The 25610-nt window shown below is 45.9% G+C and carries 20 protein-coding genes; 5 read left to right on the top strand and 15 right to left on the bottom strand.

Translation table 11 applies throughout. The annotated features are described in order from the left end of the window. Positions 1–118: 118 nt before the first annotated feature. The 14 genes from KGF65_RS11120 to KGF65_RS11055 all read right to left on the bottom strand — a co-directional run bounded on the left by KGF65_RS11120 (position 119) and on the right by KGF65_RS11055 (position 16904). Positions 119–1453 (bottom strand): D-alanyl-D-alanine carboxypeptidase family protein, encoded by a 1335-nt coding sequence (locus KGF65_RS11120; RefSeq protein WP_216748479.1) that lies wholly within the window; start codon positions 1451–1453, stop codon positions 119–121. Positions 1454–1516: 63 nt separating this feature from the next. Then, positions 1517–2677 carry a cell wall metabolism sensor histidine kinase WalK gene (locus KGF65_RS11115; RefSeq protein WP_050339852.1) on the bottom strand — a complete coding sequence of 387 codons (1161 nt, stop codon included), beginning with the start codon at positions 2675–2677 and terminating at the stop codon, positions 1517–1519. A gap of 14 nt (positions 2678–2691) precedes the next feature. Further along, positions 2692–3381, bottom strand: a complete 690-nt coding sequence (locus tag KGF65_RS11110; protein ID WP_003639824.1) for a response regulator transcription factor — start codon at positions 3379–3381, stop codon at positions 2692–2694. A 490-nt stretch (positions 3382–3871) separates the two neighbouring features. Then, positions 3872–5023 (bottom strand): IMP dehydrogenase, encoded by a 1152-nt coding sequence (locus KGF65_RS11105; protein ID WP_101874094.1) that lies wholly within the window; start codon positions 5021–5023, stop codon positions 3872–3874. 470 nt (positions 5024–5493) lie between these two features. After that, positions 5494–6219: a DUF1129 domain-containing protein gene (locus tag KGF65_RS11100; RefSeq protein WP_003639827.1), complete on the bottom strand. Its 726-nt coding sequence runs from the start codon at positions 6217–6219 to the stop codon at positions 5494–5496. A 19-nt stretch (positions 6220–6238) separates the two neighbouring features. Continuing rightward, a complete protein-coding gene (ychF, locus tag KGF65_RS11095) occupies positions 6239–7339 on the bottom strand; it encodes a redox-regulated ATPase YchF (RefSeq protein WP_003639828.1) in 1101 nt (366 codons plus the stop codon). 29 nt (positions 7340–7368) lie between these two features. Further along, the gene (locus tag KGF65_RS11090) at positions 7369–7560 is read right to left on the bottom strand and encodes a DUF951 domain-containing protein (protein ID WP_003639829.1); all 192 of its coding nucleotides are present in this window, start codon (positions 7558–7560) and stop codon (positions 7369–7371) included. A gap of 79 nt (positions 7561–7639) precedes the next feature. Then, positions 7640–8530 (bottom strand): ParB/RepB/Spo0J family partition protein, encoded by an 891-nt coding sequence (locus KGF65_RS11085; RefSeq protein ID WP_101874095.1) that lies wholly within the window; start codon positions 8528–8530, stop codon positions 7640–7642. Further along, the gene (locus KGF65_RS11080; protein WP_003639831.1) at positions 8520–9287 is read right to left on the bottom strand and encodes a ParA family protein; all 768 of its coding nucleotides are present in this window, start codon (positions 9285–9287) and stop codon (positions 8520–8522) included. The genes KGF65_RS11085 and KGF65_RS11080 overlap by 11 nt, the downstream gene beginning before the upstream one ends. A gap of 2 nt (positions 9288–9289) precedes the next feature. After that, entirely contained in the window at positions 9290–10141 is an 852-nt protein-coding gene (noc, locus tag KGF65_RS11075; RefSeq protein WP_050339854.1) for a nucleoid occlusion protein, read from the bottom strand. Positions 10142–10158: 17 nt separating this feature from the next. Then, positions 10159–10893 carry a 16S rRNA (guanine(527)-N(7))-methyltransferase RsmG gene (gene rsmG / locus KGF65_RS11070; RefSeq protein ID WP_216748478.1) on the bottom strand — a complete coding sequence of 245 codons (735 nt, stop codon included), beginning with the start codon at positions 10891–10893 and terminating at the stop codon, positions 10159–10161. A gap of 1183 nt (positions 10894–12076) precedes the next feature. After that, positions 12077–13360, bottom strand: a complete 1284-nt coding sequence (locus KGF65_RS11065; RefSeq protein ID WP_216748477.1) for a NupC/NupG family nucleoside CNT transporter — start codon at positions 13358–13360, stop codon at positions 12077–12079. A gap of 464 nt (positions 13361–13824) precedes the next feature. Then, positions 13825–15900: a hypothetical protein gene (locus KGF65_RS11060; RefSeq protein ID WP_216748476.1), complete on the bottom strand. Its 2076-nt coding sequence runs from the start codon at positions 15898–15900 to the stop codon at positions 13825–13827. Further along, positions 15900–16904 carry a glycosyltransferase family 2 protein gene (locus KGF65_RS11055; protein ID WP_101874099.1) on the bottom strand — a complete coding sequence of 335 codons (1005 nt, stop codon included), beginning with the start codon at positions 16902–16904 and terminating at the stop codon, positions 15900–15902. Before KGF65_RS11055 ends, KGF65_RS11060 begins: the two co-directional genes overlap by 1 nt. 276 nt (positions 16905–17180) lie before the next feature. On the opposite strand from KGF65_RS11055, the gene KGF65_RS11050 reads away from it, so the two are divergent. Both KGF65_RS11050 and KGF65_RS11045 read left to right on the top strand, forming a co-directional pair. Continuing rightward, positions 17181–18767, top strand: coding sequence for a hypothetical protein (locus KGF65_RS11050; protein WP_216788199.1), 1587 nt, complete (start codon positions 17181–17183; stop codon positions 18765–18767). Between the two features lie 701 nt (positions 18768–19468). Continuing rightward, positions 19469–20299, top strand: a complete 831-nt coding sequence (locus KGF65_RS11045; RefSeq protein ID WP_101874101.1) for an alpha/beta hydrolase — start codon at positions 19469–19471, stop codon at positions 20297–20299. 923 nt (positions 20300–21222) lie between these two features. Here the strand turns inward: KGF65_RS11045 and KGF65_RS11040 are convergent. Then, entirely contained in the window at positions 21223–22119 is an 897-nt protein-coding gene (locus tag KGF65_RS11040) for a LysR family transcriptional regulator (protein ID WP_050339860.1), read from the bottom strand. 140 nt (positions 22120–22259) lie between these two features. Between KGF65_RS11040 and KGF65_RS11035 the strand changes: the two genes are divergently transcribed. From KGF65_RS11035 to KGF65_RS11025, 3 genes are all read left to right on the top strand, one after another. Continuing rightward, positions 22260–23486, top strand: coding sequence for a PLP-dependent aminotransferase family protein (locus tag KGF65_RS11035; protein ID WP_105921672.1), 1227 nt, complete (start codon positions 22260–22262; stop codon positions 23484–23486). Positions 23487–24030: 544 nt separating this feature from the next. Continuing rightward, positions 24031–24831: a transporter substrate-binding domain-containing protein gene (locus KGF65_RS11030; RefSeq protein ID WP_050339862.1), complete on the top strand. Its 801-nt coding sequence runs from the start codon at positions 24031–24033 to the stop codon at positions 24829–24831. A gap of 65 nt (positions 24832–24896) precedes the next feature. Then, positions 24897–25604 (top strand): amino acid ABC transporter permease, encoded by a 708-nt coding sequence (locus KGF65_RS11025; RefSeq protein WP_003639843.1) that lies wholly within the window; start codon positions 24897–24899, stop codon positions 25602–25604. Positions 25605–25610: the final 6 nt, after the last annotated feature.

The raw sequence follows: 25610 nt of genomic DNA, 5'->3' as shown, positions 1-25610 counted from the left end.
AAAAATCGCCTCACCAGAATTACAAATTCTAGCGAAGCGATTTTTTAATAAGTCATTCAATTAACGTTAATTGTCAAAATCAAATCGGACTTTACGATAATTTCAGTCACGTAACGCGCTAGTTAAACCAGCTACGAACGCCACGCCACATCCGAACAAAGATGTTTGCTTTGTCGATGGACTTCTTAGGGGTGACGTTGACGGTCATCGTCTTGCTAGTCGTCCCATCGACCACTTGAATGGTCTTCTTGTTGAGGCTCAACTTAGCCGTCCCGACCGTCTTGCCGTTTTTGACCGGTGCTTGTAGCTTGCCAGACGTCGTTGCTGACTTCTTCAAGCTGACTTTCCCAGTAACTGAACTGGCATCAGAACCAGTTGGCAAGTAGACTTTTGTGGCCTTACTGTTTGAGACCAGCTTCGAAGTCAATGCCTTCCCATCTTGAACGTCAACCGACTTGGTGCCATTGATCGTCCCGTTCTTGTTGATGGTCGTGGTCGTGAAGTTATGGTAGACATACGACATGATTTCGGCCGTTTGCGTAAACCGTTCCGTCCCACTGTCATTGGCGGCACCAGCATGCATGACGACGGTAATGATCCGGTTACCATTACTGAATTTGACCGTACCAGTGAAGGCATTCCCAGCCTTAGTGGAAGTCCCGGTCTTCAACCCGTCAACAGGCAATGCAGAATAGTGCTTAACTAAGCCCTTCAGCATGTAGTTCCGGTTATCCATATTCGTGGCGGAACTCGTACCCTTTTCAAACCAGGCATGGGCGATGCTAGAAGTCTTCAGGACTTCAGGATAAGTGGATAATAATTTTTGCGCAACAGTGGCAACATCTTGCGCTGACATTTCGTTTTCAGTGCTACCAGAGACGTTGCTGTAACCGATCGTACTCCCAACTTCCTTGTTGGTCAGCCCGCTGGCGTTAATAATCGTTGCATCCGTGATGCCCCACGATTTAGCCGTCTTCCGCATCAAACTAACGAATTTGTGTGGACTACCGGCGACCGCGTCACCTAAAGCTGTAACGGCGGCGTTAGCGGAGTAGATTTCAGTTGCATTGTACAATTGCCGTACGGAATAAGTCTTGGTTGATAATAATGGCACGTTCGCATATTCCGTATTCTGACTCATCTTAGCGACAGCCTTGCTGACACTGATTTTTTGATTCCACGATAACTTGCCTTCGTGGATGGCCTTAAGAATGAGGTACGTACTCAACATCTTAGTCATTGAGGCAATCGCCATTGGCTTCGTACTATTCTTGTCGTACAGAATCTGACCAGTCGACGCGTCCACGGCAATGGCCGCTTTCGCTGAAATCGATGGTGTGCTGGCGGCTTGGGCCTGTAAGTCAGCACCTGCAATGCCTAAACCAGCCGTACTAAACGTGACCGCCGCAACGAGGGCAATCACAACTTTCTTTAACTTTCCCGCAAATCTCATTTCTCAATTATCCCTTTCCTGAATGCTATGTTTAGTTTAAATAATTATGTGCATGGAAACAAGCTAATTTATCATATTTGACTGTTTTTTTGTTAATGGGTGGTCATGCTTCACAGGAAGATGGATCACAAAGCTCGTCTGCTCATCATCACTCTGCGCATAAATGTAGCCACCGTGATGGTCGACGATGCTCTGAGCGATGGCTAGCCCTAGTCCAGACCCGCCCGTCGCTTTGGAACGTGATTCTTCGACCCGATAGAATCGTTCAAACAGCCGGCCCAGGGATTCAGCGGGAATCCGTTTGCCATCGTTGGTGACGTGAATCACGACTTCATCATCGCGTTGCTCGGCCTGCAAGAAAATATTTTTGGCACCCGTCCCATATTTGAATGCGTTCGTAATCAGATTACTGAACACGCGGCCCAACTTTTCCGCATCCGCCTCTAAATAAATCGGTTGCGGCCCCGTCTCGACTTGAATCGTCAGATGCTTCTTATTGGCTTCCAATTCAAAACTCGCCGCTAATTGTTCCAACATCGCCGTCAGGTTCAGCTTAGAAATTGCAAGCGGCGTCTCCGTTTGCCGTGACTTCGTATATTCAAACAAGTCCTCGACCAGTGATTTCATCTGAGTGGCCTTTAAATAAGCGATATGGGCGTATTTGACCAAGTCCTCGCTCGATTGGTACTGCTTATTCTCAATCAGCCCGAGATAGCCGATAATCGACGTCAGCGGCGTTCGAATATCGTGGCTGACATTGGTGATCAGCGCATCCTTGGACCGCTCGATCTCGCGTTCTTCATCCATCGAATGAATTGCTGAATCGACTAACGCATTGACGCTTTCAACCACGCGTTGGGTATCGCCAGTCAGATTAAAATCAATCCGGTGGTCAAAGTGCCCGGCAGCAATGTAATGTAATTCGCTGATAATGTGACGCAATTGCATTTGTTTATAGCGTCGAATCAGCCGCCAATACAGAACGAATCCGTCTGCCACCAGCATCAAACCAATGAAGATATTCTCATAACTCCAGAGTTGGTAATTGTTCGGGCCAATTTTGATGGACCGTTTAATTTGGAAAATCCCACTTTGGAGGCCCGGATTATGCGCAATCGTACTGTTGATCAGAACCACGATCGACAAGTTTAAAAGGAGTAGCAAAATAACCGTTACTACTCCTTCAAAAAACAGTTCACTTTTTTCGCGTCCCGTTAATTTCACAAGTTAACCCTCACTTAACGCGCTTCAATCTTATAACCAACGCCCCAAACGGTCTGAATCACTTTTTCACCGTTCGTCGCTTCTTCAATCTTATCCCGTAAATGACTCACGTGCACCATCACAGTCTTGGCCGACACGATGCTCTCTTGTTGCCAAACACGTTCAAAAATATCATCCGCCGAAAAGACCCGGTTGGGGTGACTTGCCAATAGGTATAAAATACCGAATTCCAAGGCCGTTAATTGAATATCCTTACCAGTCAGCGTCTTAACTTCATGCGAATCCTTGTTGATCGTCAACGGGCCAATATCCAACACATCTGGTTCAGTGGTCGTGACATTATTCTCAGAACGCCGTAAGAGTGACTTGACCCGGGCCATGATTTCCAGTGGGTTGAATGGCTTGGTGACATAGTCATCTGCCCCAGTAATCAGCCCTTGAATCTTATCCATGTCGCCAGTTTTGGCGGATAGGACAAGGATTGGCAATTGTGAATCCTTCCGAACTTCCTTGATGACTTCGATACCGTCCATTTCGGGCATCATGATATCCAAAATCATTAGGGCTATATCTGGGTTCGTATTTAACTTAGTCAGTGCTTCGCGGCCATTGTAGGCGCTAATTGGCTCATAGCCTTCATTTTTTATATAAATTTCTAATAGTTGTGCAATTTCTTTGTCGTCATCGACTACTAAAATTTTCATTATATTAGTCTCCTTAAATAATTCTGCTTTTATTTTACCAAAAAACCGGACTAACTTGGCACTTAACGGTTGATTTTAGGGAAAACGCAACTATTATGTGTCGCTGAGTTAACGACTTGGTGGCGTCGCTATGAATTCGCCATACTAGTCTTCATCGCGTTTCACTTTATTTACCGGTTCAACAACGCTACCACAGTAAGCGAATCTTGCGCTTACGTTGCTGATAAACCAACGCATCTGGCAACGTGACATGCCGCTCCGATTTATTAACCAATTAATAAGTCCATCATAGCGCAAGCAGGCCGTTCAGCCTAATAAAAACGCGTGATGAGGCGATACAGTAAATAATAAGCAAGATTAAATAGCTGTGTTACGAGCTTAGTCAGTCATAATGAACTTGACAGCCCTTACCTAATTCATTTGCAAATTTCTTGAAATCTCACTCAACAAAAAAAGAGATGCCCATCACCTGGACATCCCCGAATTTGATTTAGCCATTAACTGAATAGTTAGGCGCATTCTTAGTAATTTGAATTTCGTGTGGATGTGATTCGCGTAAACCAGCGCCGGAAATTTCAACGAATTGCGCATTATCGATCAACGCGTCAATATCCTTCGCACCAACGTAACCCATCCCGGAACGTAAGCCACCGAGCATCTGGAAGATGATATCATTGACGCTACCCTTGAATGGGACGCGACCTTCAACCCCTTCAGGTACTAACTTGTTGGCTTCGTTCACGCCACCTTGGAAGTACCGGTCAGATGACCCATGAGCTTGTGACATCGCACCAACAGAACCCATGCCACGGTAGAACTTGTATTGACGACCATCATCGAAGACCACTTCACCAGGTGCTTCCGTCGTACCGGCTAACATACTGCCAAGCATGACGGCGTTACCACCAGCAGCTAAGGCTTTCACGATATCACCGGAATACTTGATCCCACCATCGGCAATGATTGGCTTACCATATTCACGGGCCACGCTAGCTGCGTCATAAACGGCCGTCAATTGAGGCACCCCAACACCGGCAACGATTCGTGTCGTACAAATCGAACCAGGGCCGATACCAACTTTGACAACATCGACGCCGGCTTCAAACAAAGCACGGGTCCCTTCAGCGGTGGCGACGTTACCAGCAATCAAGGTCTGCTTTGGGAAGTGTTCCCGAATTTCCTTGATCTTACGCAGAACACCGGCTGAATGACCATGGGCCGTATCGATCACGATCGCATCGGCACCCGCCGTAAATAAGGCTTCGGCACGGTCAAAGGTATCGCTCGTTACCCCAACGGCCGCAACGGCTAATAAGTGGTTATTGGCGTCGACAGCGGCGTGCGGATGGTCATCATCCTTAACGACTGCCTTGACCTTCTTAACTTCTTCAGCTTGCGCTTCAATGCTTAAGTTCTTATGGATAACTGCCAAGCCACCTTGGTTAGCCATGGCAATTCCCATTGCGGATTCTGAAACAGTGTCCATTCCCGCACTGATAATTGGAATATTCAGCTGCAAATTATCGGCAAGTTTAACACCTAAATTGACTTCATTCGGTAAAACATGACTTTCGGCCGGAATTAATAGTACATCATCGAACGTGTAACCCTTTTTTCCAAACTTTGTATCCCAATTAGACATTGAACGTTAGCTCCTTATGTTTTTATTTTTATCTGTAAAGGTAACAAAACATCCGCATAAATGCAAGGGGTTACGTTCATTTTCAGAAAGTTCTTATTTTTCATTAGTAAATTCGTAACCTGACCAGCCATCGTAACTAGTGCTGGGAACGGCTGGTTGGCACTGCCGCCAGCAGACACTGATATTAGACATGCTAAAGCGGCTCTCACCACAATATCATTCGACCATGCCCACTAACTTTGAGCGTTACCGTTTCAAACTAATGACTTAGACTACCGCTCCCGATAACTACTAGCACCACTAAAAAACGCCCTCAAATCAATTGTAAGTCTGACTTGAGGACGTTCATTTTTAATTTGGGTTGTCACTATTAAGACTACCGAGTGCATTCAGCGCCCAGTTAAGCTAATTGACTGGCTGCCCGCGTTTGAATTCAGGCGTAATCCACACCAGTCTAATCAGTCGTGGCTCTAAAACATGCTCGTCGTAATATTGAACCGGCGCTTTAACCACATCCGGACAAAGAAGACCACGACAGCGATGATCAAGTAAGCGATACCTGGTAAGACAGGGTTCAATGGCCCTTGAATCATTGACATCGTCGTGAAGACCAACATCCAAACGATAATGGCTAGCACTGACCAGGCAATCTTCTTCCAGAGGGAAACCTTCTTACCATCCTTGGTTGGCATGAGGTATTCAAACAACTTCGCAACCCCTAAGCCCCCGATGGCTGACGTAATCAAGATCGCGGTGATCCCGTTGGCACCCGCGGAGTTCTTAGTGGCATTATTGCCGATGAAGCCCATGATCCCGTACATCAAGCAGAAGATCATGAATAACATCAGCCCGTTATCCAACGCCGTGACCCAGTAGTTGGCCTTTTGACGTTCGACCGGTGTCTTCTTCGGGTTAACGATTTCTTCTGTTCGTTCTTGGACCGTCCCGTATAATTGACGGGCGGTCGTGCCGCGGCCCTGTTCAGCCAAGAGGGTCGCCGTCATTTCATCTAACACGGCCGTTTTGCGTTCACCGGTTAGTGACGTCGCGTCCAATGACTTGCGCATCTGCCGCATATATTCTGCATTCCGCTTAGTCAGCTCAGTGGCTTCATGAATCGGCCGTTCAGCTGCTTTGACCTGCTTAGCACCAGCAGCTGCATTCCTTGGTGTCTTTGAAGTTTCGCTCTCACTCACGATACATTGCTCCTTTCAGCTAAACGTTGAAGCGGAATTCAACGATGTCGCCGTCTTGCATGACATAGTCTTTACCTTCCAAACGTAACTTACCATTTTCCTTAACTTTTGCTTCCGAACCAGCTTCATCCAACGCGTCAAATGACATCACTTCAGCCCGAATAAAACCGCGTTCAAAGTCAGAGTGAATAATACCGGCTGCTTGAGGCGCCTTAGTACCGCGTTTAAACGTCCAGGCACGGGTTTCCTTGCCACCAGCCGTGAAGAAGGTTTCAAGGCCTAAGAGCTTGTAAGAAGCCCGAATCAGCTTATTCAAACCAGGTTCTTCGACACCTTCCGCAGCTAGAAAGTCGGCCTTGTCGTCATCATCCAATTCGGCGATTTCTTCTTCCGTTTCAGCAGCGACACCAATTGCTTGGGCCCCTTCCTGCTTGGCGTAGTCCGCAACGACTTGGAAGTACTTGGAATTTTCAGGGTCCGCCATATCATCTTCAGCGATGTTCGCCACGTACAGCACTGGTTTGGACGTCAACAAGAATAATCCCTTGACGATTTGTTGGTCGTCTTCGTTGAATTCAAGGGAACGAACTGGTTTGCCGGCTTCGAGGGCTGGCTTGATTTTTTCCAAAACCGCTAATTCAGCCTTGGCTTCCTTATCATTCCCCTTAGCAGCCCGTTGAACCTTAGCTAAACGCTTGTCAACGGCTTCTAGATCCGCCAGACTCAACTCTAAGTTGATGGTTTCAATATCATCTTGTGGGTCGACTTTCCCCGTCACATGGGTAATGTTATCGTCATCAAAAGCCCGGACAACGTGCACGATGGCATCAACTTGGCGAATGTTTTCCAGGAACTTGTTCCCCAGACCTTCACCCTTGCTAGCGCCCTTAACGATTCCGGCAATATCGGTAAATTCAAACGTCGTTGGGACGACTTTCTTAGCTGGAATAATTTCTTGAATGCGATCGAGTCGCTTGTCGGGAACTTCCACCATCCCAACGTTTGGATCGATGGTTGCGAATGGGTAGTTGGCCATTTCGGCGCCCGCCTTCGTAATTGCGTTAAACAATGTGGATTTACCAACGTTTGGTAACCCAACGATACCTGCTGTAAGTGCCATATCGGTTATTCACTCTTCCTTTTTAATAATTAAGCTTGGTCGGCTTTGCTTTCTAATACTTTTTTGAGTTTCTTATTGAATTCGCGACGCGGCATCATGACCACGTGACCGCATCCCGTACATTTGATTTTAATGTCGGCACCCATCCGGGTAATCTCCCAGCGATTGACACCACACGGATGCGCCTTCTTCATTTCGACAATATCACCTAAATCATACATGCGCAACGCTCCTTTATAAAATAATTTATTTTCGTTTAAACGTTCAGCTGAATATCAGCACCCAACTGATGCGTCCAAACTAGTTCAAGTCAATACTCAAGATTTCCAAAATACGCGTCAAATCCTCGTTAGATAAGTATGGGATCTCAATCTTCCCCTGATCCTTCTTATTGGCCTTGGCTGAAATTGAAACGGCAGCCCCAAATTTTTCTTGCAACTGTTCCTCACTGGCACGAATGTACGGTGATTTCTTAACAGCCACTTTTTTAGCGGGCTTTTGATCCTCACCATTATAACGTGCGACGATTTGTTCCAACTGCCGCACCGTTAAGTTATCCTTGACGACGCGTTTTGCTAATGGCGCTAGCTTGGTTTTATCCTTCAACGATAGCAACGTCCGGGCTTGTCCCATCGACAACTGCCCTTTTTGAATGTACTGCTTGACCCCATCCGGAAGTCCTAATAGGCGTAAGTAGTTGGCGATGTATGGCCGACTCTTGCCTAGTCGTTTGGAAACCTCAGCTTGCGTCAACTTCAGCTTCTTCATCAAAGAATCATAAGCTTCGGCTTCTTCCAGCGGTGTTAAGTCTTCCCGTTGCAAATTCTCCAGCACGGCAACTTCCATCATTTGTTCTTCAGTGACATCGCGCACGATGGCTGGAATCGTCGTCTGATGGGCTAATTTAGAAGCCCGAAAACGGCGTTCGCCGGCAATGATCTCGTACTTGTTGATTTCCGCATCCGGCTGCCGCACAATGATTGGTTGGAAAACGCCAGATTTTTCAATTGAGCTCGCCAGTTCTTTTAAAGCAGTCTGGTCAAAGGTACGCCGTGGCTGATAGGGATTGGCATGAATATCTTTGAGGTCCAAATCAACGACGGACTCTTCACTAGCTGGTTCATTAACATCGGCAAATAGCGCGCCAATTCCGCGTCCTAGTGCCTTATTATCTTTATCTTTACTTGCCATGAGCAGCCAACACTTCCTTTGCTAGAGCTAAGTATACTTGTGCACCCTTCGAACGCGCATCATAATCCACGATTGACAAACCGTGACTTGGCGCCTCAGACAAGCGAACGTTTCGAGGGATGATCGTCTTATAAACGGCATCCTTGAAGTATTTGCGGACTTCTTCGTTGACCTGCGCACCCAGGTTGGTCCGGGCATCGTACATCGTGAGTAAGACGCCTTCGATACGGAGTTGTTTATTAAAATGTTTTTGAACTAACTTGATCGTATTTAATAATTGACTGAGTCCTTCCAACGCATAGTATTCACTCTGAACTGGAATCAGAATCGAATCGCAGGCGGTAAAGGCGTTGATCGTCAATAGCCCCAGCGAAGGTGGACAATCGATCAAGATATAATCATAGTCCGCTTTCACGTCATCGATTGCGTCACGCAAGCGAGTCTCACGCGCCATCATTGGGGTTAGTTCGATTTCAGCCCCGGACAATTGAATTGTCGCTGGCACAATATCCAAGCCCTTGTGACTCGTTGGGATAATCGTCTCTTTGATGGGAACGTCATTGATCAAAACGTCATAAATTTCACGTTCAATGGTCGACTTCTGAATACCGAGGCCACTCGTGGCATTCCCTTGCGCATCCGTATCAATTAATAAGACTTTTTGGCCTAATTCGACCAGACTGGCTCCGAGATTAATACTCGTTGTCGTCTTGCCAACGCCACCTTTTTGGTTAGCGAGTGCAATTACGGTTCCCATAATTATTGATCACCCCTTGGTTGATTTTTTGGAATTTCAATTGTAATTCGATAGCCATCCGTCGTCTCTTCCTCATGCGTTTTAACTGGAAGGCCGGCATCCGTGACCATCTTGATTGATTTTTTGATTGTGTTGACTGCAATGCGCGTATCACCAGTCAACCCGCGCGCCCGCTTCCGTTTAGGCTTGTGCGGCGTTTGCTGTTTTGCGACTAACTGCTCAGTCTCCTTCACCGTCAGCTGATCTGAGACGACCTGCTTCAAAACAGCTGGCTGTTGCGCCACGTCCAAATTAAGTAACGCACGTCCATGCCGCTCACTGATTTGACGTTGCAGTAGTGCAGTTTGAACGGGTTGAGCAAGCTTCAATAATCGCAACTTGTTCGCCACTAATGACTGGCTCTTGCCCAACTCTTTCGCCAACGCGGACTGGGTCAAGTGATTGAGTTCCATCAATTCTTGATAAGCCCGAGCTTCTTCAATCGACGTCAAATCCTGGCGTTGCAGGTTTTCAATCAGCGCCATTGAAGCCGTCTCACCATCATCCATTTTCTGAATAATAGCGGGCACATCTGCCCAGTGCAGTGATGAAACGGCACGGAAACGGCGTTCACCCGCAATAATCTCGTATTTTTGAGGTTCATATTCTCGTAAGACGATCGGTTGTAACAACCCGTGGTCAGCAATCGTCGTCGCTAATTCGTTGATTCCAGCTTCATCGAAGACTTGCCGAGGTTGAAACCGGTTGGGAATAATGGCAGTGACCGGAATCCGAACGATTTGCTGGTCGGTCGGCGCTGCAGCCGTCTCATCTTTGTGTTTATCACGATTGGAACCAAATAAAGAAAATGCCATTGAAATACCTCCCCACCTTACATTGGCGCCGTTAACGGCTGTTTAGCCGGTGTTCCCGGTTTACGTGGATAACGTTTTGGTGACGGCTTGCGCTTGTCAATGACAATGATATGCCGTGGGTCATCCGTTACCGGCAACGTGAAGGCCGTGTCCTGCACGATCTTCCCGCCTAATTGCTGTACCGCGTACGTTCCCTCCGCCGTTTCAGTCCGGGCATTGGCCGCCTTTAACGCCACCATCTGCCCGCCGACTTTCACTAGCGGCAAACATAGTTCACTCAGTACAGACAACCACGCCACTGCACGGGCCGTTACCACATCGTAGCTTTCACGATGCACAGACTTCTTACCGGCAAACGTCTCCGCGCGATCGTGGAACAATTGAACGTCTTCCAAGTCTAGTTGTTGCACCAAATCCTTTAAGAAATTGATGCGCTTGTTCAACGAGTCAACGATCGTCACTTGTAGTTGTGGAAAAGCGATTTTCAATGGAATGGATGGAAAACCAGCCCCGGCACCCACATCACAAATCGTCAGTGGCTGTTCACGCAATGCCGGAACGTAAAATGCCGGTGTCAACGAATCATAAAAGTGTTTCAGATACACTTCTGGTTCGGCTGTAATCGTGGTGAGATTAAACTGCTGATTGGTTGCGACCAACAATTTGAAATACGTTGCAAATTGCGCCAATTGCTTCGCCGTTAACGCAATACCATGCTGAGCTAGCGCTTGTGTAAATTCTTCTGGATTCATTCGTAAATACTCCTTAAAAGGGTCACATTCGTCCTCTTTTTGTGAAACAACCTAATGTTTCACGTCACCTCATAACTTTAACGTAAATAGCACGCAAAATCAATGTTGCGGCCCGCCAATTTAATCGTGAAAAGCCTTGAAAAGACTACCTTTCCAGTCATCTTCCCTAGCGATATCGATTATGATTTTTTTCGCACCCCATTGCCGCCCTCCCGTTCTCACGATCACATCACTCACACTACCACATAACGCGCTAATGATTACCAGTACTAATCACTGTTGAAACATGCCGGTTAGGTCAAAGTCAAAGGCGGCCAGCTGAGACCCGCTGGAAACAGTGCGAGTTACCCGTAAACGTGCAGTGATAGGCTCGTCCTAAGCCGGCTTCCAGGCATTCTGGGCAATGGCCGGAACGTGGTGGACACAGATTTAAGCCGACAAATCACGTCTTAAATACTGGTCTTTCACTAACCAAGCACAAGACACTTGCTAAGTGAAATTTCACCACTGGGCCTTGCCCCGAATACCTTCCAGCCGGGATGGTATTCGAAAGGCAGACATGTACGGACTCAATTTTCGAGGGATTGGTCGTTGGTTCCTTGGTGCACGGGATTTTTGATGTTGAACTGTTAGAAAGTTTTCTAACAATCACTAAACTTCTTTCCCCATGGTTTAGCTTTTCGAATCAGCGATTTCACTGAACTTGTCAGAACTTTCTCTAGTCGCCGAGATAACAAAGTCTTGAATTCTGAGCACAGGCCATTTTATCGACTGAACTCAAGACTAGTTGCCATTGAAATTAGTGGTATTGAGATGAGTGCTTAATATTCAGATAATCTTCTCAGTAACTAAATGCCATCAGTCATCATCCGTACTGATTACGCCTTTGCCTGAAGTGTCAGTCACTAAATATTCAGTGATCAATTGTACCCAGATAGGTGGCCGTTTATCTGCCATTCGAGCGGCTTCCTGACTGGAGAGGTTGGCTGACAATGCTCGGCTACGTTCCAGCAATTGTCAGCCGGCCCCGGAAGTCGGACTATGACGCGCACGTGCAGACGAACAAGCATCTGAACTAATCGGCACGTTTCAACAGTAAGTCATGCCACCTACCTAAAAGCGCAAAAAAAGAGGCCAGCATATGCTGACGCTCTCCATAATTAAATCATAATGACTGGTTGGTTTACCAAACGAATAGGCCAACGACACCAGCAGATAATAGTGAAACTAAAATACCAGATAATAGCATGTAACCGACGTTCCGTGAAATCAAGTCGTTCTTTTCACGACTAACGATTCCCTTGAAGGCCCCGATAATCATCCCAATCGTTGAGAAGTTCGCGAAGGAAGTTAAGAAGACCGTCAAGGCTGCCCGGAAGTGAGGGGCATAATCATTGATTTTGCTGGTCACTTCACCCATGACAACGAATTCGTTGGTAACTAACTTGGTCCCCATGTATGAGGCCATTTGGAAGGCATCACTAGGATTGAACCCGAGTAACCAAGCAAATGGGAACATGATGACCCCAAAGATGTTTTCAAGTGATAAATTGCTGTTGATCAAACCTAATAATTTATCAATTAATTTCGCTAACGCAACGAAGGCGATAACGTTAGCAGCGATAATCAGAATCAAGCGCCCAGCGCCTAAAATTGAATCGCCTAAGAAAGAGAAGAATGGTTCGCGAGCTGGCTTAGCTTCTTTAACTTGTTCATGAGCTAATTCTTCAGAGCCGCTCGTTTCAGTGGTCTCGGTAGTTTCTTCAACAGCTGCGCTACCAGAGATTTTGGCAATGGTATCTTCTTCCGGCTTAACATCGACCGGATTCAGAATAGCAGCAATAATTGCGGCGTTTAAAACGTTCATTGGTACCGCAGTTAAAATAAACTGACCAGGCATCATCTTAATGTATGCCCCTAGGATTGACGCGGTCACACAACTCATTGACATCATTGCGATCGTCAAGTTCCGTTGCGCCTTCATCTGCTTCAACTGTAATTGTGAAACAGCGAGGGCTTCCGTGTTACCTAAGAACATCATTTCAACAACGAAGAATGATTCGAACTTTGGTTGGCCGGTAATGTAAGCTAACCCGCGGCCGACCCATTTGATAATCCATGGTAAAACGCCAATATAGGTCAAAATATCGAATAATGGCACAATCAACAAGATTGGTAATAATGAACTAGTGACAAAGTCCATCGACTTAACATTGACCCAACTAGCCAATGCGAAGGCGATCCCATCGTATGAAACATTAACGAGCCAAGTAAACCCATCCGCTGCCGCTTTGACCGCGTCAACACCGATTTGTGACCCCGTTAAGAACCATGCCAATAAGACTTCTAGTACTAACATGACACCAACTGAACGCCAGTTAATGGCGTGCTTTTGCTTGGAGAATAAGTAGGCAATGGCAATGAAAACCACGATCCCAATAATATTAACTACCAAGTTAAAGACCATGTGAATAATCCCTCTTCCCTATGAATGTAAGAAATATGACAAAACTACTTCTATTAATTTACCATTTAATGACCTGATGCGGTAGCACTTTTTAAAGAAAAGATTAAGTTCTTAAGTAGACCGTACCAATTTGGTAAAAAGGCCAATCCAGATTTGATAAGACGCCGTTAAAGCTTAACCCGCGCTTTCGGTTGATTGTCATTTTGAAAGCGTAAATTCAGTCCAGCTAGCTGCCATCTGCCATAGGTCACACGTTATCATTACTAGAATTTATTTATTACGCGTTAATATTTGATATTGCCGATAATTAAAACGTGTCAGTTTTCAGCGTTGTCAGTCGTCCCCGGAAGTCGAGAACGCCCTTCCCGACTGACAAACAGTAAACCCAAATACGATTCAATCACAAAAGGCCGTCTCAGTTAAAATACCGAGACAGCCTTTCACAAGACATTACTATATTCGTATTAAACCCGTTTGCGTTGATTTAGCTCATCAGCGGGACGATACCAGATACTGACTAGCACTAGCACCAGGAAAAGCCCCGTCATCGCCGCAATCGACTTATTGGGTGTTAACTTGATTTTTTGCGTTGGGTTCTTTGGCTTAAAGACCCGATTAACGTTCCATTGCATGGTCATTTGAGGTTGCTTGGTTATTGCGCCCGTGTCATTCGAAAAGTGCAGTAGCCCACTACCATAAAGTGCTGGCGTCTTACCATGATTAATGATCGTGACGTTCAGCTGCTTAGCATGGACCGCCCGATAATCGATCTGTTGTACCTTTTCAGCTTGACCCGTCACTCGTTTCAAGACGCTGCCTTGGTGCTTAACAACGATTGTCACGCGATTCTTCGACTTGGTGTGTAACACTAACTGGTTGCTTTGTTCACCATGCAGTCGAACAACGAAGTGATAGCGATTTTTAACGCTCAGCGTATTCGGGGTGAAATAAGCCCCGTTTCCCTGCATCGCAATCGAGATCTGGTTCACGGTTACTTTTTTGCTCATCTGCATCAGATTCAGCATGCCAACCAAGGCGCCCAACATCAGCACCCAACTGACCGCCAATCGTCGTTTGAAGTTCAATGCCAGCGCTGGCATTGTGCTCCAGCCCTCACACCCGAGCAACATAATGATGGGTAATAATGGCAAGGCATAGCGCGGTTCAACTTCCCAAATAAGCACGTGAAAGGCCGTCAGTCCAAGCAAAACTAAGCTGAGCATCGCCGTTGAAATCAAGTGTTTACGCTGCGTGAACAGCTGCCATATACTCCCAATCAGCAGGGCCAAATACCAGCTCTGTGTCAGCAATAATGCCCAGAATTTATAGTGCCGTTGGTGCAGAATATACCGTGAAGGCGCTTTGAGCCACTGAGCAATCAGATTGATGGCGTCGAAGTCACCATGACTATAAAATACGCCTAGTTTTTGATAAAAATGATCGACTAATCCAAGCGGTCCCATCTGCTCAACGCGTGACTTGATGGACTCAGCTGCCATTTTCTTCTTAGCAGCCTGAGTCTTCGTATTGCGAATCGGATAAAAATCGGCACCATGATATTGCCCCTGCGTATCCGGATTCAAGCTCATGGCAATCCAACTCGTGACCGGCGTGGCCAGCTCAGGATCCTTGACATAGCCGTTATGCTTAGCTGCCGTCGTCATCAACATCGTGATCAGGCCCAATGTCACGACACTGCCCACTAACCATTCAACAGCTAGTCGCCATCTGGTTTTGTCGAGCACCACCATCAGGCCGACCGTTAACAGGACCGCGATGATTAGCACCACTAGATTGCTCTTCATCACATAACCCATTGCGAGCAGTAACCAGGTCCCGACACCCGCAAGCCACCGTTGCCAGCCACGCTTGTTCACAAATAACCAGCCTAACGCCGCCACGTTTAACGCCAGTGGCATCACGAGGGCATCATTATATGGAAACACCCCGTAGCTATAGACGGGGATACTCAGCAGCCAAGTCAGCATCAACAATAACCCACTTGGACGCCAATGTTGCCAATGTTTGAGCAGCACCAATCCCGACAACAGTCCAGTATCGATCCACGCAAACCGCAACAGGTTCAGGATCATCCACGGTGCCTTGATGCCCATGCCTAACAAGAGCTTGATGAACACACTTTCCAGCAGCGCGGAATTCACATTATTAGGATAAACTTTGAAATAATACGCCCAGCGATGGCTGCCCTGCGCGAGCGCAATCGCTTGGTTACGCACAAAGTAGACATCGGCCCGCGTCGCATCGATAAAATGGACCGCCACCCACACTTGCGCAATCAGGATCAATCCGGCAATCCCATACAACCAGTAGCGATAAGTGCGCGCCGAAATGTTCTGACAAGCCTTTTTGATCGCGTTAAGTATCAGCAAGAAGCCCAGCGCCGTCACAACCAGAATGACTGGTTTTGCCCAGTCTTCCTTGTTAAAGAAATCTGTCGGCATTAAAGCAGCCAGCAACAGAACGACACTTAAAACACCAGCGGCTAGCCAATTGAAGCCAATCAATAACTTTCTAGTCACTAAGACGCACCTACCATTTCATTCAGCTGGGCTGTTTGAGCTGCTTGCTGTGTCGGCGTATAGTCATCTTGTTCGATAATATAGCGCGGACGGTGTTTGACCTCCGCATAAATCTTCCCGATATATTCGCCAATCACACTGATACCGACTAATTGAATGCCACCTAAAAACCATAAGCTGGTCATTAACGACGTCCAGCCGCTGATGACATTGCCGGTAAAGAAGCGGACGATGGCATAAATGACCATGATGAGGCTAATCCCAATGACCAAAATCCCCAACGACATAATTGCTTTTACTGGTGCAATCGAAAATGAGGTAATGCCATCAAAAGCAAATGACAACATCTTTTTGAGTGGGTACTTAGTCTCACCCGCGAGTCGGGGTTTGCGTTGATAGTAAAGTTTTTCGGTATTAAAGCCCAGCTGCGGTACAATGCCACGCAGGAACAGATTGGTTTCTTGATATTCCATTAGAACGTCGATTGCGCGTTGTCCTAGCAGTCTGAAATCGGCATGGTCTGGGACCAATTGAACCCCCATTTTCCCCATTAAGCCGTAAAACGCTTCGGCGGTCCACCGTTTAAAATGAGAATCGCTCGAACGATCATTGCGCACGCCTAAGACCACCTCATTGCCCTCTTGATAGCTCGCAACCATCTTAGGAATCAGGTTCTCATCATCTTGCAAATCAGCATCGATCGTAATCACACAATCTGAGTACTTCCCCGCAACCTTCATTCCGGCCATTAAAGCATTCTGATGGCCAAAGTTCCGACTAAATTTTAATCCGGTAAACAACGCATTATCACGTTCTAATTGTTGAATCAATGACCAAGTCTTATCACGACTACCATCATTGACAAACAAAATCTTACTCTTCTGACTCAACTGCTTAATGTCAATCATGTTCTGCAATATCTGACGTAGTGTCTCTGCCGAAGTCGGTAAAACTTCAGCCTCGTTATAGCATGGCACCACAATCGTGAGCGTTGTCAGCTTCATTCTTAATACTCCCCCTATAATAAACCGGTAAATTACGGCGTCATACATCACCGCTACCTGCCCCTTATTTAATTCCAAACGATGATGAACGTTATAGTTAGATTTTAGCGTTTATCGTCGACGTTTACGTATATAATATAACTATATTAAATCATTGGGATAAGTTTTAAAAGGTACCATTGATGTTAATCATTAATAATCTCGTGACAGATAGAACTTTCAAGTTTACTATTGTAATTATTGTATAAAAAAGTGGGGAATAAGGGGAATGCATAAATGTTAGCCATGCGATTTAAAAGAATTTTAACTTCAACTCAGTTTAAAGCAATTGTCACCACACTAATCATTTTAGTGTTAGCTTTTATCTCGACTTATCCAGCTTTTACTGGGCATTTTTTTGCGTTAAGCAATGATGGTTCTATTCACCTCGCGCGTTTGGAATCACTTTATCAAGCCTTCAAAGCTGGACGTTTGCCAAGTCTCGTCAATTTCATTGGGTTTAAAAACAATGGCGTCGCTATGAACGCAATGTATCCTTGGCTCACCATGATGATATACGTAATCCCGAGATTACTTATTCAAAGTCCTATGCTAGCATTTGCCTTGGGCTTCTTCATAATGAATATCATTACAGTGACTAACTCATATCTATTAGCAAAGTATCTAAGCCATAATCGACTAATTACACTGTTAGGTATGATTACTTATCAATTTAACGCTTACCACTTTCAGTTAATGTATACACGTGTCGCAATTGGGGAAGCATTTGGATACGCGTTTTTACCATTGATAATATTAGGCTTGTTTAAAATATGGAACCGGGAGAAAAGTGGTATTTTCTGGCTATCTATTGGTATGAGCCTGGTTGCCAACTCACATGTGTTATCGCTGGTAATTTTCACAATATTCGTCGGAATTCTCGAAATCATACGCTTATTTTCTCGGAAGATAGATCTGAATGAGATAAAATATTTGATGCTAAGTGTTGGTCTCACAATCTTAATGTCGCTCTATTCACTTTTGAACGTCATAGATTGGATGCTTCACAATAAGATGGTATCTCCGACTCCCGGTTTGATTGGTCTGGATCCTAACAATGAATTCTCACGGATCTTAAGCAATGACATCACAGAATCAGCAACTGGTGCACATATGGGAATCGCGATCACATTTATTCTGATTTATTTATTGGCACAACTTTTGAGCAAAGCCACCGGTTCATGGCGTTACTGGGCAATTGGGGCCGGTAGCATCTTCATATTGGCACAGAATTGGCTCCCCACATTTAAGTTAATTAATACGCCTGCCACACTCATACAATTTACCATGCGTTTTTTAACTATAGTCGCTGTGGGAACAACAATTTCCTTAATATTATATTTAAATCATAACAACTGGCACACAACATCAACGACCATTTTTATTAGCTTGTTTGTGATTATCATTGGTTTAACTGGTGTCATACAAATCCATCGTCAAAACCAAAAAAACTATTTATCGTCACTACCTCACGATTCTTCAAGCGCCGCAGTTCATCAGTTTCGGATACGACACCTCACTTCAAAAAACTATTATGAAAATATTGATCGGATGGACGTACCAGATTATCATTTAAAGAAATCAAACATTGAACCGGAAATCAAACATGCCTTAAAACAAGACCTGAGTTTCAATGACGCTAATCGTGTAAATAAAGAGACCGTAGCATTTGACCATAAAAGCATGGCCAAGTTTAAATTCATCTCTGCTAATGACCAGCAGGTTAGTTTTAAATTGCAGCAGGCCCATACAAAAGCTTTGAAATTACCTGTTATTGGCTATAAGAATGTTAACTATCAGATCAAGTCAACAATCATCACGTGAAATACACGCATTCGCAAGGTCAGTTAAAAGCCAAATTACCAGCAGGTCGCAGCAATATCACGATTTCAATTGCTAATAGTTCTCGTCACGCATGGGCACTATTCATCACTTTTCTTGCTTATATCGCAAGCTTGTTAATATTTGCGCTGCATCGGCCAGTTAGTTCTAAACACTAATCATCAGTGATAGGCTATCGGCATATCACTGACGGATTGATACGCGTTGTGCTAGTTAGTGAATGAAAATAGTTCTAATTTTACCGTCAAACATCAAAAGGCCTGATTCAAATTTGAATCAGGCCTTTTAGCACGGCTTCTCACGAGTATTCCCCCGCCAAATAACCAATGCCATAACTGAATATTCAGTTATCAAGTACCCGGCAACTGCCGAGTGCCCCTGCCAAGGAACTTTATTATACCGCGTTTGGCAAGATTGGAAACTAATTAGTTGACCTTACCAGCAAAAGAGACTAAACTACGGACAATTAATGAAAGGGGGTGATGCTTTTTGAGTACCAAACGTAATCTTAAAGCATCAGTCTCTGCCCTGTTCGGAGCACAAGACTGATACCTTTAAGGAGTCCCAGCCAAATTTTGTTGGCTGGGACTTTTGCTGTCTTAAAGATGTAGAAACAGTTGCAAGTTTTGTGCGGGTAGCTTACATTTAAGATGAAGCTTATTCGAAAAGATGGAGTAGTGCATATGAAAGCAACAACGAAACAAGTCCTGACTGGTGCGGCTTGGTTGGCCGTCCTACTAGCCATGATTGGGGGCGTCATCTTGTGGCAACATCAAGTTCGTAAGGCCAAACCGGTCACAGCGGTAACAGTGACCTCAACTGAACGCATTCCAATGGTCTTACTACTAGATAGCCACTTGACGCATCAACAAAATCAACAATTAACGGCCAATATTCAACATAACAGTGCCTCACAAACACTCGTCACGACCAAAGCCAGCACCAATGGTACCGTGGTATTCAAAGGGCAACTACTAAATAGTGATAATCGGCCTTACATTCAAGTGCAGTTGCCAACTGGCATCAGTACAACGAAAAAAGCACAATTACTCAAACGGGTGCTCGGACTTGCTCAACAGCATTTCAAATTCCGGCGGTTCAACCTCGTCAGTTATGGCGATGGCGGACTAACCGCCACTTCTTACGTCGAACAGACCACGATTGCACTGACACCGCAACATTTGGTTTTAATCGCGACCCCTTTCAACGGGACCGGCTCACAAAACCGTCGTCGCAAAACAACGCCAGTGGCTGCAAAAAATCAGACAGCTGCGCTCAAGACACTGATTGCCAAGCGTAAGACCATCAATCCCAAGTTACAGGTATTGATCATTGCTGAAAAAAGTGCCAAATCCAAGCAAACGCTCCCGCTTCAAAGCGCTTTGGCCGGCCAATCGATTTTCAAACCGACTGTCAAACGCTATCAGCAACATGTCGTACGCACTTGGCGCACCGAATCCGGCATACTGAATAGTCGGCGCATTGGTAACATTATTCAATCCTTCATCAATTAAGCCTGTCAGTCAGGCGTACCATACTAATACCGTATCTAACAAACCGGCTCCCTGATTCGAGGGAGCCGGTTTTATATACTTAATTGTGATTCGGAATTAATGATGATTAAAACGTGCTAGTTCTTAAGTTCAAATGCAGCCAGCTGAGAACCGCTGGAAAATGGGGCGAGTTGGCGTAAACCTTCTGTGATAGACGCGTCCTAAGCCGTCTTCCAGGCATTCTAGGATTGTATTCGAAAGGCAGACATGTGCGAATTCAACTTTTGATGGACAGTCGTTGATTCTCAATAAACGGGTATTTTGAGATTCAACTGTGAGACTGGTCTCCAATGAGTTCTCGGCCAACTATTCTATGAACCATCAACTTTACTGGATTTTTCTAGGTTAAGCTGATGCCCTAAAGTCTTGAATTGGAAGACTAACGCGACTTTTCCGTCTAACCGTAAGCATGGTATTCAGCTAGTTTTCATTGAGGTAATCCATAATCTTCAGGCAATCTTCTCAGTATTAAATTGCCGTAAATCAGCGTTGCTGCTGATTCAAAAAGTTTGCCTGAAGGTCCAGTTTCTTAATGTTCCATAACCAATTGCACCAAGTTAGGTGGTCGTTCATCCGCCATTCGAGCGGCTTCCCGACTGAAGGGGCTGGCTGACAATGCTCAAGGGCGAAGTTCTTCTTGTCCGGGTGGGGTTCCCGGGCTAGAAGAAGACTCGTATTTGAAATTGCGCAGTGGTTCTCTGCGTGAGTTCAAATCGATGTCCGCCCTGTTCCAGCAATTGTCAGCCAGCCCCGTAGGTCGGATTAGGACGCGCCTCGGCTGACCAACAGCAAGCTACCCGCACGTTTTAATCATAGTTCATGACAAATCACAATGCGTTAGATTATTAATGTTCAAAGCATCCAGTTGCTTGCATGCCACCACCCTACTGCCATAACATCTGGTCTGGATATTCCTTGGTCAGAAACTGCTTGATGGCCCGGATCATCATCGCCGTTGAAGGGGCCGTCGCCTGCGTCTTATTGGCAACTAGTGCAATTTCACGGTTATACGGTTCGGCGAAGGAAAACGTGTTGACGTCCCCGGTCAGTTTACGCAGCGCTAATTGCGGTAGAATTCCCATTCCTAGGCCGGATTCCACCATTGAAATAATCGATTGGTCATCAATGGAGAACCGCAAGAAATTATTGGTAACGTGGTAATGGTCCAGCGCCAGCTTCGTATCCCGGTCATAGTCACTTTGTTGCAGAATAAAGTTTTTGTCGGCCACATCGTCAGTCGTGATGTACTCCCCGTTTTCAGGAATGAAGTCTGCCGGCGTGACACAGTAGATTGGATCATTGATCAACGAATGAACGAGTAAATTCTCATTGACTGGCATCGACGTAAAGCCAATATCGATCGTCCCGATTTTGGCCCAGTTGGTTATTTCATTAAAATTACCTTGCATCACCGAAATCTCAATATCGGGATATTCACGATTAAATTCGCGGATAATTCGGGGTAACCAATTGATGCAAACGCTACTAAAACCGCCAATTCGCACGGATCCGGAGTGCAGTCCTTGGATATTATCAGCGACCTGTCGGAGGTTACTTTCGGTATTCAAGATCTCCTGGACATACGGCAAAACCTGCCGACCATCACTAGTAAGTTCAACGCCTGAACGGTTCCGGATGAACAGCGGAAAACCGAGCTCCTTCTCTAATTGATTAATGGAATGACTGACCGCACTCGGCGTCACGTTAAGCGTCGCAGCGGCTTGGTAAAACGTATGTTGCGCAACTACAGTCGAAAAAACCTCATAAGCAAAGTTAGCCATCGTATTTTTACCCTCCTTAGATGAATAGAATTCACTTAATATTGAAAAAGTTGAGTTTTACTAATCCCAAGGTTTATTTTATCATATTGATAATCAAAGAAAACAGTTTAAGGACAAAAAATTGAGTGGGGGAAATTATCATGAAAAACTTATTTGCGAACCGTGTGTTAAACAACGACACTTCAGACCTCGATGAAATCTTCAAGAATAGTGCCAACCCGGAAAACATTTCCTTCGCTGGCGGTTTTCCGGACCAGCACCTCTTTCCGGATGACGATTTGAAACAAGCTTATCGTGACGCCATCGAACAAGACGGCCAGGGCATCTTCCAATATTCATCCACGCAAGGGCTACCGGCACTACGGCAAAAAATCGCTGACCGCATGGCAACTCATGCGGATGTGCAAGTCAGTGCTGACAACGTCCTAATGACTCAAGGTGGGCAACAAGCCATCGACCTAGTTGCAAAACTACTATTAAACCACGGCGATGCAATGGTCGTTGAAGGTCCAACCTACATGGGAGCCCTCGCCGCCTTTGACACTTACGAACCAACTTATTATGAAATTCCAGTGGATGATAATGGCATGAACATTCGGCAACTTCGCAAGACCTTGAAGGCTCATCCTGAAATCAAATTGATTTATACGATTCCTGACTTCCACAACCCGACCGGGACGACGATGAGTGCCAAACGTCGCCAAGCAATGGTTGCTCTTGCTAATCAATATGATGTCATTATTTTGGAAGACAGCCCATACCGGGACCTTCGTTATAGCGGGCAAAACATTCCTGCCATCAAGCATTACGATACTGAAGGTCGGGTCATCTTTATCTCCAGTTTTTCTAAGATTCTCTCACCCGCTTTGCGGACGGGCTGGATCGTGGCGAGTGACACCATCATGCAAGAATTGGTCGGACTAAAATCCGCCATCGATGTCCAATCACCAAATGTGACTTTAGCGGCCATCAACAGCTACCTAGACAGCCACGACATCGATGAACACGTCGCAGCGATTAGTGGTGCATATCGGACAAAACGCGACGCGATGCTGACGGCACTCGATAACTACTTCCCAAAGAACGTGCAATACACGCGGCCAAACGGTGGTTTCTTCATCTGGGTCACCTTACCAGCTGGCGTGGACGCCAAAGCCCTATTAAATGACGTGGTTCTGCCACAGGCGCACGTCGCTTACGTCCCAGCGGCTTGCCAATTTGCTAGCCGCGCAGTCACGAACGGATTCCGCTTGAACTTTACCAACTCCGACGTGGCAACCATCACGCAAGGCATCCAGCGACTCGGACAAATTCTCCAACCGGTTCAAGTCACGGTACCAACGACTGCCTTAGCAACACCATTCTAATTAGCCCACTCAAATGCGACGACGGTCAACCACGACTGCCGCCGCATTTTTCATTTTAAGGAAGGTGGACCTGAAAATGCCATCGTTTTTCGTGGTCTTAGATTGTAGTGACCACGACTGACCACAGCATCCGCTCACCAACTCATATTAATGGTGCATTCCCAACCGGTGCTGGCCGCCAAGCCAGCGTTGGTCTAGTACCAGTTCGTCATCCAGTCCCAATCGTATCGCGCCGGTTCGTCATGTGGGCTGACGTCTCCTCCACCGTCAAGCCAACTAGTGACTGAAGCGCCGTGACGATTGCCAGTTAGCGGGTAAACTTTTACACATCCTCGCTGTCAATGGCCAAATAGCCGTTGTAGCAACTACGAACCACCTTTTGGCCGCCAAAAAAAGGTTTGACAGTCCTGCGCCGATTCGCTACACTAACGCTATACTAGCCGATTATGAAATAAGCATTGGAGATCCAATGCTTATTTTTTGTTAACAGATTCATTTTCGGATAAACTAGGAGTGTCGTGAAAAATTTCTAGGAGTGTGAATCATGAGAACATGGGTTAAAAAATTAGGTGTTGCGATTTTGGGGCTCGGGTTAGCCGTCACGTTGACCGCCTGTGGAAGCAACTCTAGTAGCAGTAAGTCCAGCGACTTAGGGCTACAAAAATCGGGGACGTTGACAATCGGTTTGGAAGGCACCTTCCAACCTTATAGTTACCGTAAAGATGGTAAGTTAACTGGCTTTGAAGTTGAACTTGGTAAAGCTGTCGCCAAGAAGATGGGCTTAAAAGCTAAGTTCGTCCCAACGAAGTTCGATTCATTAGTTGCCGGACTGGACACCAACAAGTTTGACGTCGTGATGAATAACATGTCTGAAACGGCTGCACGTAAGAAGAAGTACCTCTTCTCAACGCCGTACATTTATTCTAAGTCCCAACTGGCAGTCAAGAAGAACTCAAGCATCAGCAAGATTACCCAGATCAAGGGTAAGAAAGTGGCACAAACGACCACTAGTAACAACGCTACAGATGCGAAACGTTTAGGCGCGACCGTTACCCCAACCGACAGTTTCCAACAATCGATTGAGTTAGTTGAACAAGGCCGGGCTGCTGGGACCATTAACTCCCGGGAATCCTTCTATGCTTACTTGAAGCAGAACCCGAAAGCCAACATTAAGTTGATCAATTCTGGTGACCAGATTGCCGTTCAAAAAATCGGTGCGATCGTCACTAAGGAACATCCAAAGCTCCAGAAGCAAATTTCAAAAGCCATCCAAGAACTTCGTAAGGATGGAACCTTGAAGAAATTGTCTAACAAGTACTTTGGTGGTAACGTTACTGACAAGTAATGACCACGCCCGCGATTCACGCGGGATACATAGCACCATAATCTAACTATCACAGGAGGCACCCTATGGATTCAATCTGGCACATTATCGTTACATCGACCCCTCAAATCGTTGCGGCAGGGATCAAATACACCATTCCGATTGCCATTATTTCATTTATTCTCGGTTTGATTCTGGCCGTTTTTACCGCACTCGTCAAAATCTCGACTCGGCGCGGCTGGTTCTTGATTCTCAAAGCTATCGCTAACTTTTACGTCTGGCTCTTCCGGAGCACACCACTGCTAGTCCAACTCTTTATCGTCTACTTTGGTTTACCCTACCTCAAAATCAAGGGTGTTTTTCCAAACGGGATTCAGTTGGACCCCTGGACTGCCGGTATCGCGACCTTCTCGTTGAACACCGGGGCTTACTGTGCTGAAACGATTCGGGCCGCGATTCTCTCGATTCCTGAAGGTCAGTGGGAAGCCGCCTATTCCATCGGGATGACTAAGTCGCAAGTCCTTAAACGCATCATTTTGCCACAGGCCGCTCGCGTCTCACTACCCCCACTGGCCAACAGTTTCATCAGTCTGGTGAAGGATACGTCACTGGCCGCTTCAATCACGATCATCGAAATGTTCGAAGTTAGTCAACAGATTGCCGCGCAGAACTACCAACCACTCGTGATGTACTCGCTGGTTGCCGCGCTGTATGCGATTTTATGTACGATTCTCAGCTGGCTACAAGGCTACTTGGAAAAACGGACGTCCCGCTATTTACGGCCACTTAACTAGGAGGTT

The organism is Lactiplantibacillus sp. 30.2.29, from assembly GCF_018991255.1.
Lineage (GTDB): Bacteria > Bacillota > Bacilli > Lactobacillales > Lactobacillaceae > Lactiplantibacillus > Lactiplantibacillus pentosus.
The sequence above is the reverse complement of the archived record's forward strand: the minus strand, read 5'-3'. Positions and strand labels throughout refer to the sequence as shown.

Coding starts and splice junctions, on each gene's coding strand:
- KGF65_RS11030 (WP_050339862.1), top strand. CDS start 24,031: ATGAGAACATGGGTTAAAAAATTAGGTGTTGCGATTTTGGGGCTCGGG.
- KGF65_RS11105 (WP_101874094.1), bottom strand. CDS start 5,023: ATGTCTAATTGGGATACAAAGTTTGGAAAAAAGGGTTACACGTTCGAT.
- KGF65_RS11080 (WP_003639831.1), bottom strand. CDS start 9,287: ATGGGAACCGTAATTGCACTCGCTAACCAAAAAGGTGGCGTTGGCAAG.
- noc (WP_050339854.1), bottom strand. CDS start 10,141: ATGGCATTTTCTTTATTTGGTTCCAATCGTGATAAACACAAAGATGAG.
- KGF65_RS11025 (WP_003639843.1), top strand. CDS start 24,897: ATGGATTCAATCTGGCACATTATCGTTACATCGACCCCTCAAATCGTT.
- rsmG (WP_216748478.1), bottom strand. CDS start 10,893: ATGAATCCAGAAGAATTTACACAAGCGCTAGCTCAGCATGGTATTGCG.
- KGF65_RS11045 (WP_101874101.1), top strand. CDS start 19,469: ATGAAAGCAACAACGAAACAAGTCCTGACTGGTGCGGCTTGGTTGGCC.
- KGF65_RS11050 (WP_216788199.1), top strand. CDS start 17,181: ATGTTAGCCATGCGATTTAAAAGAATTTTAACTTCAACTCAGTTTAAA.
- KGF65_RS11110 (WP_003639824.1), bottom strand. CDS start 3,381: ATGAAAATTTTAGTAGTCGATGACGACAAAGAAATTGCACAACTATTA.
- KGF65_RS11065 (WP_216748477.1), bottom strand. CDS start 13,360: ATGGTCTTTAACTTGGTAGTTAATATTATTGGGATCGTGGTTTTCATT.
- KGF65_RS11085 (WP_101874095.1), bottom strand. CDS start 8,530: ATGGCAAGTAAAGATAAAGATAATAAGGCACTAGGACGCGGAATTGGC.
- ychF (WP_003639828.1), bottom strand. CDS start 7,339: ATGGCACTTACAGCAGGTATCGTTGGGTTACCAAACGTTGGTAAATCC.
- KGF65_RS11055 (WP_101874099.1), bottom strand. CDS start 16,904: ATGAAGCTGACAACGCTCACGATTGTGGTGCCATGCTATAACGAGGCT.
- KGF65_RS11035 (WP_105921672.1), top strand. CDS start 22,260: ATGAAAAACTTATTTGCGAACCGTGTGTTAAACAACGACACTTCAGAC.
- KGF65_RS11090 (WP_003639829.1), bottom strand. CDS start 7,560: ATGTATGATTTAGGTGATATTGTCGAAATGAAGAAGGCGCATCCGTGT.
- KGF65_RS11040 (WP_050339860.1), bottom strand. CDS start 22,119: ATGGCTAACTTTGCTTATGAGGTTTTTTCGACTGTAGTTGCGCAACAT.
- KGF65_RS11120 (WP_216748479.1), bottom strand. CDS start 1,453: ATGAGATTTGCGGGAAAGTTAAAGAAAGTTGTGATTGCCCTCGTTGCG.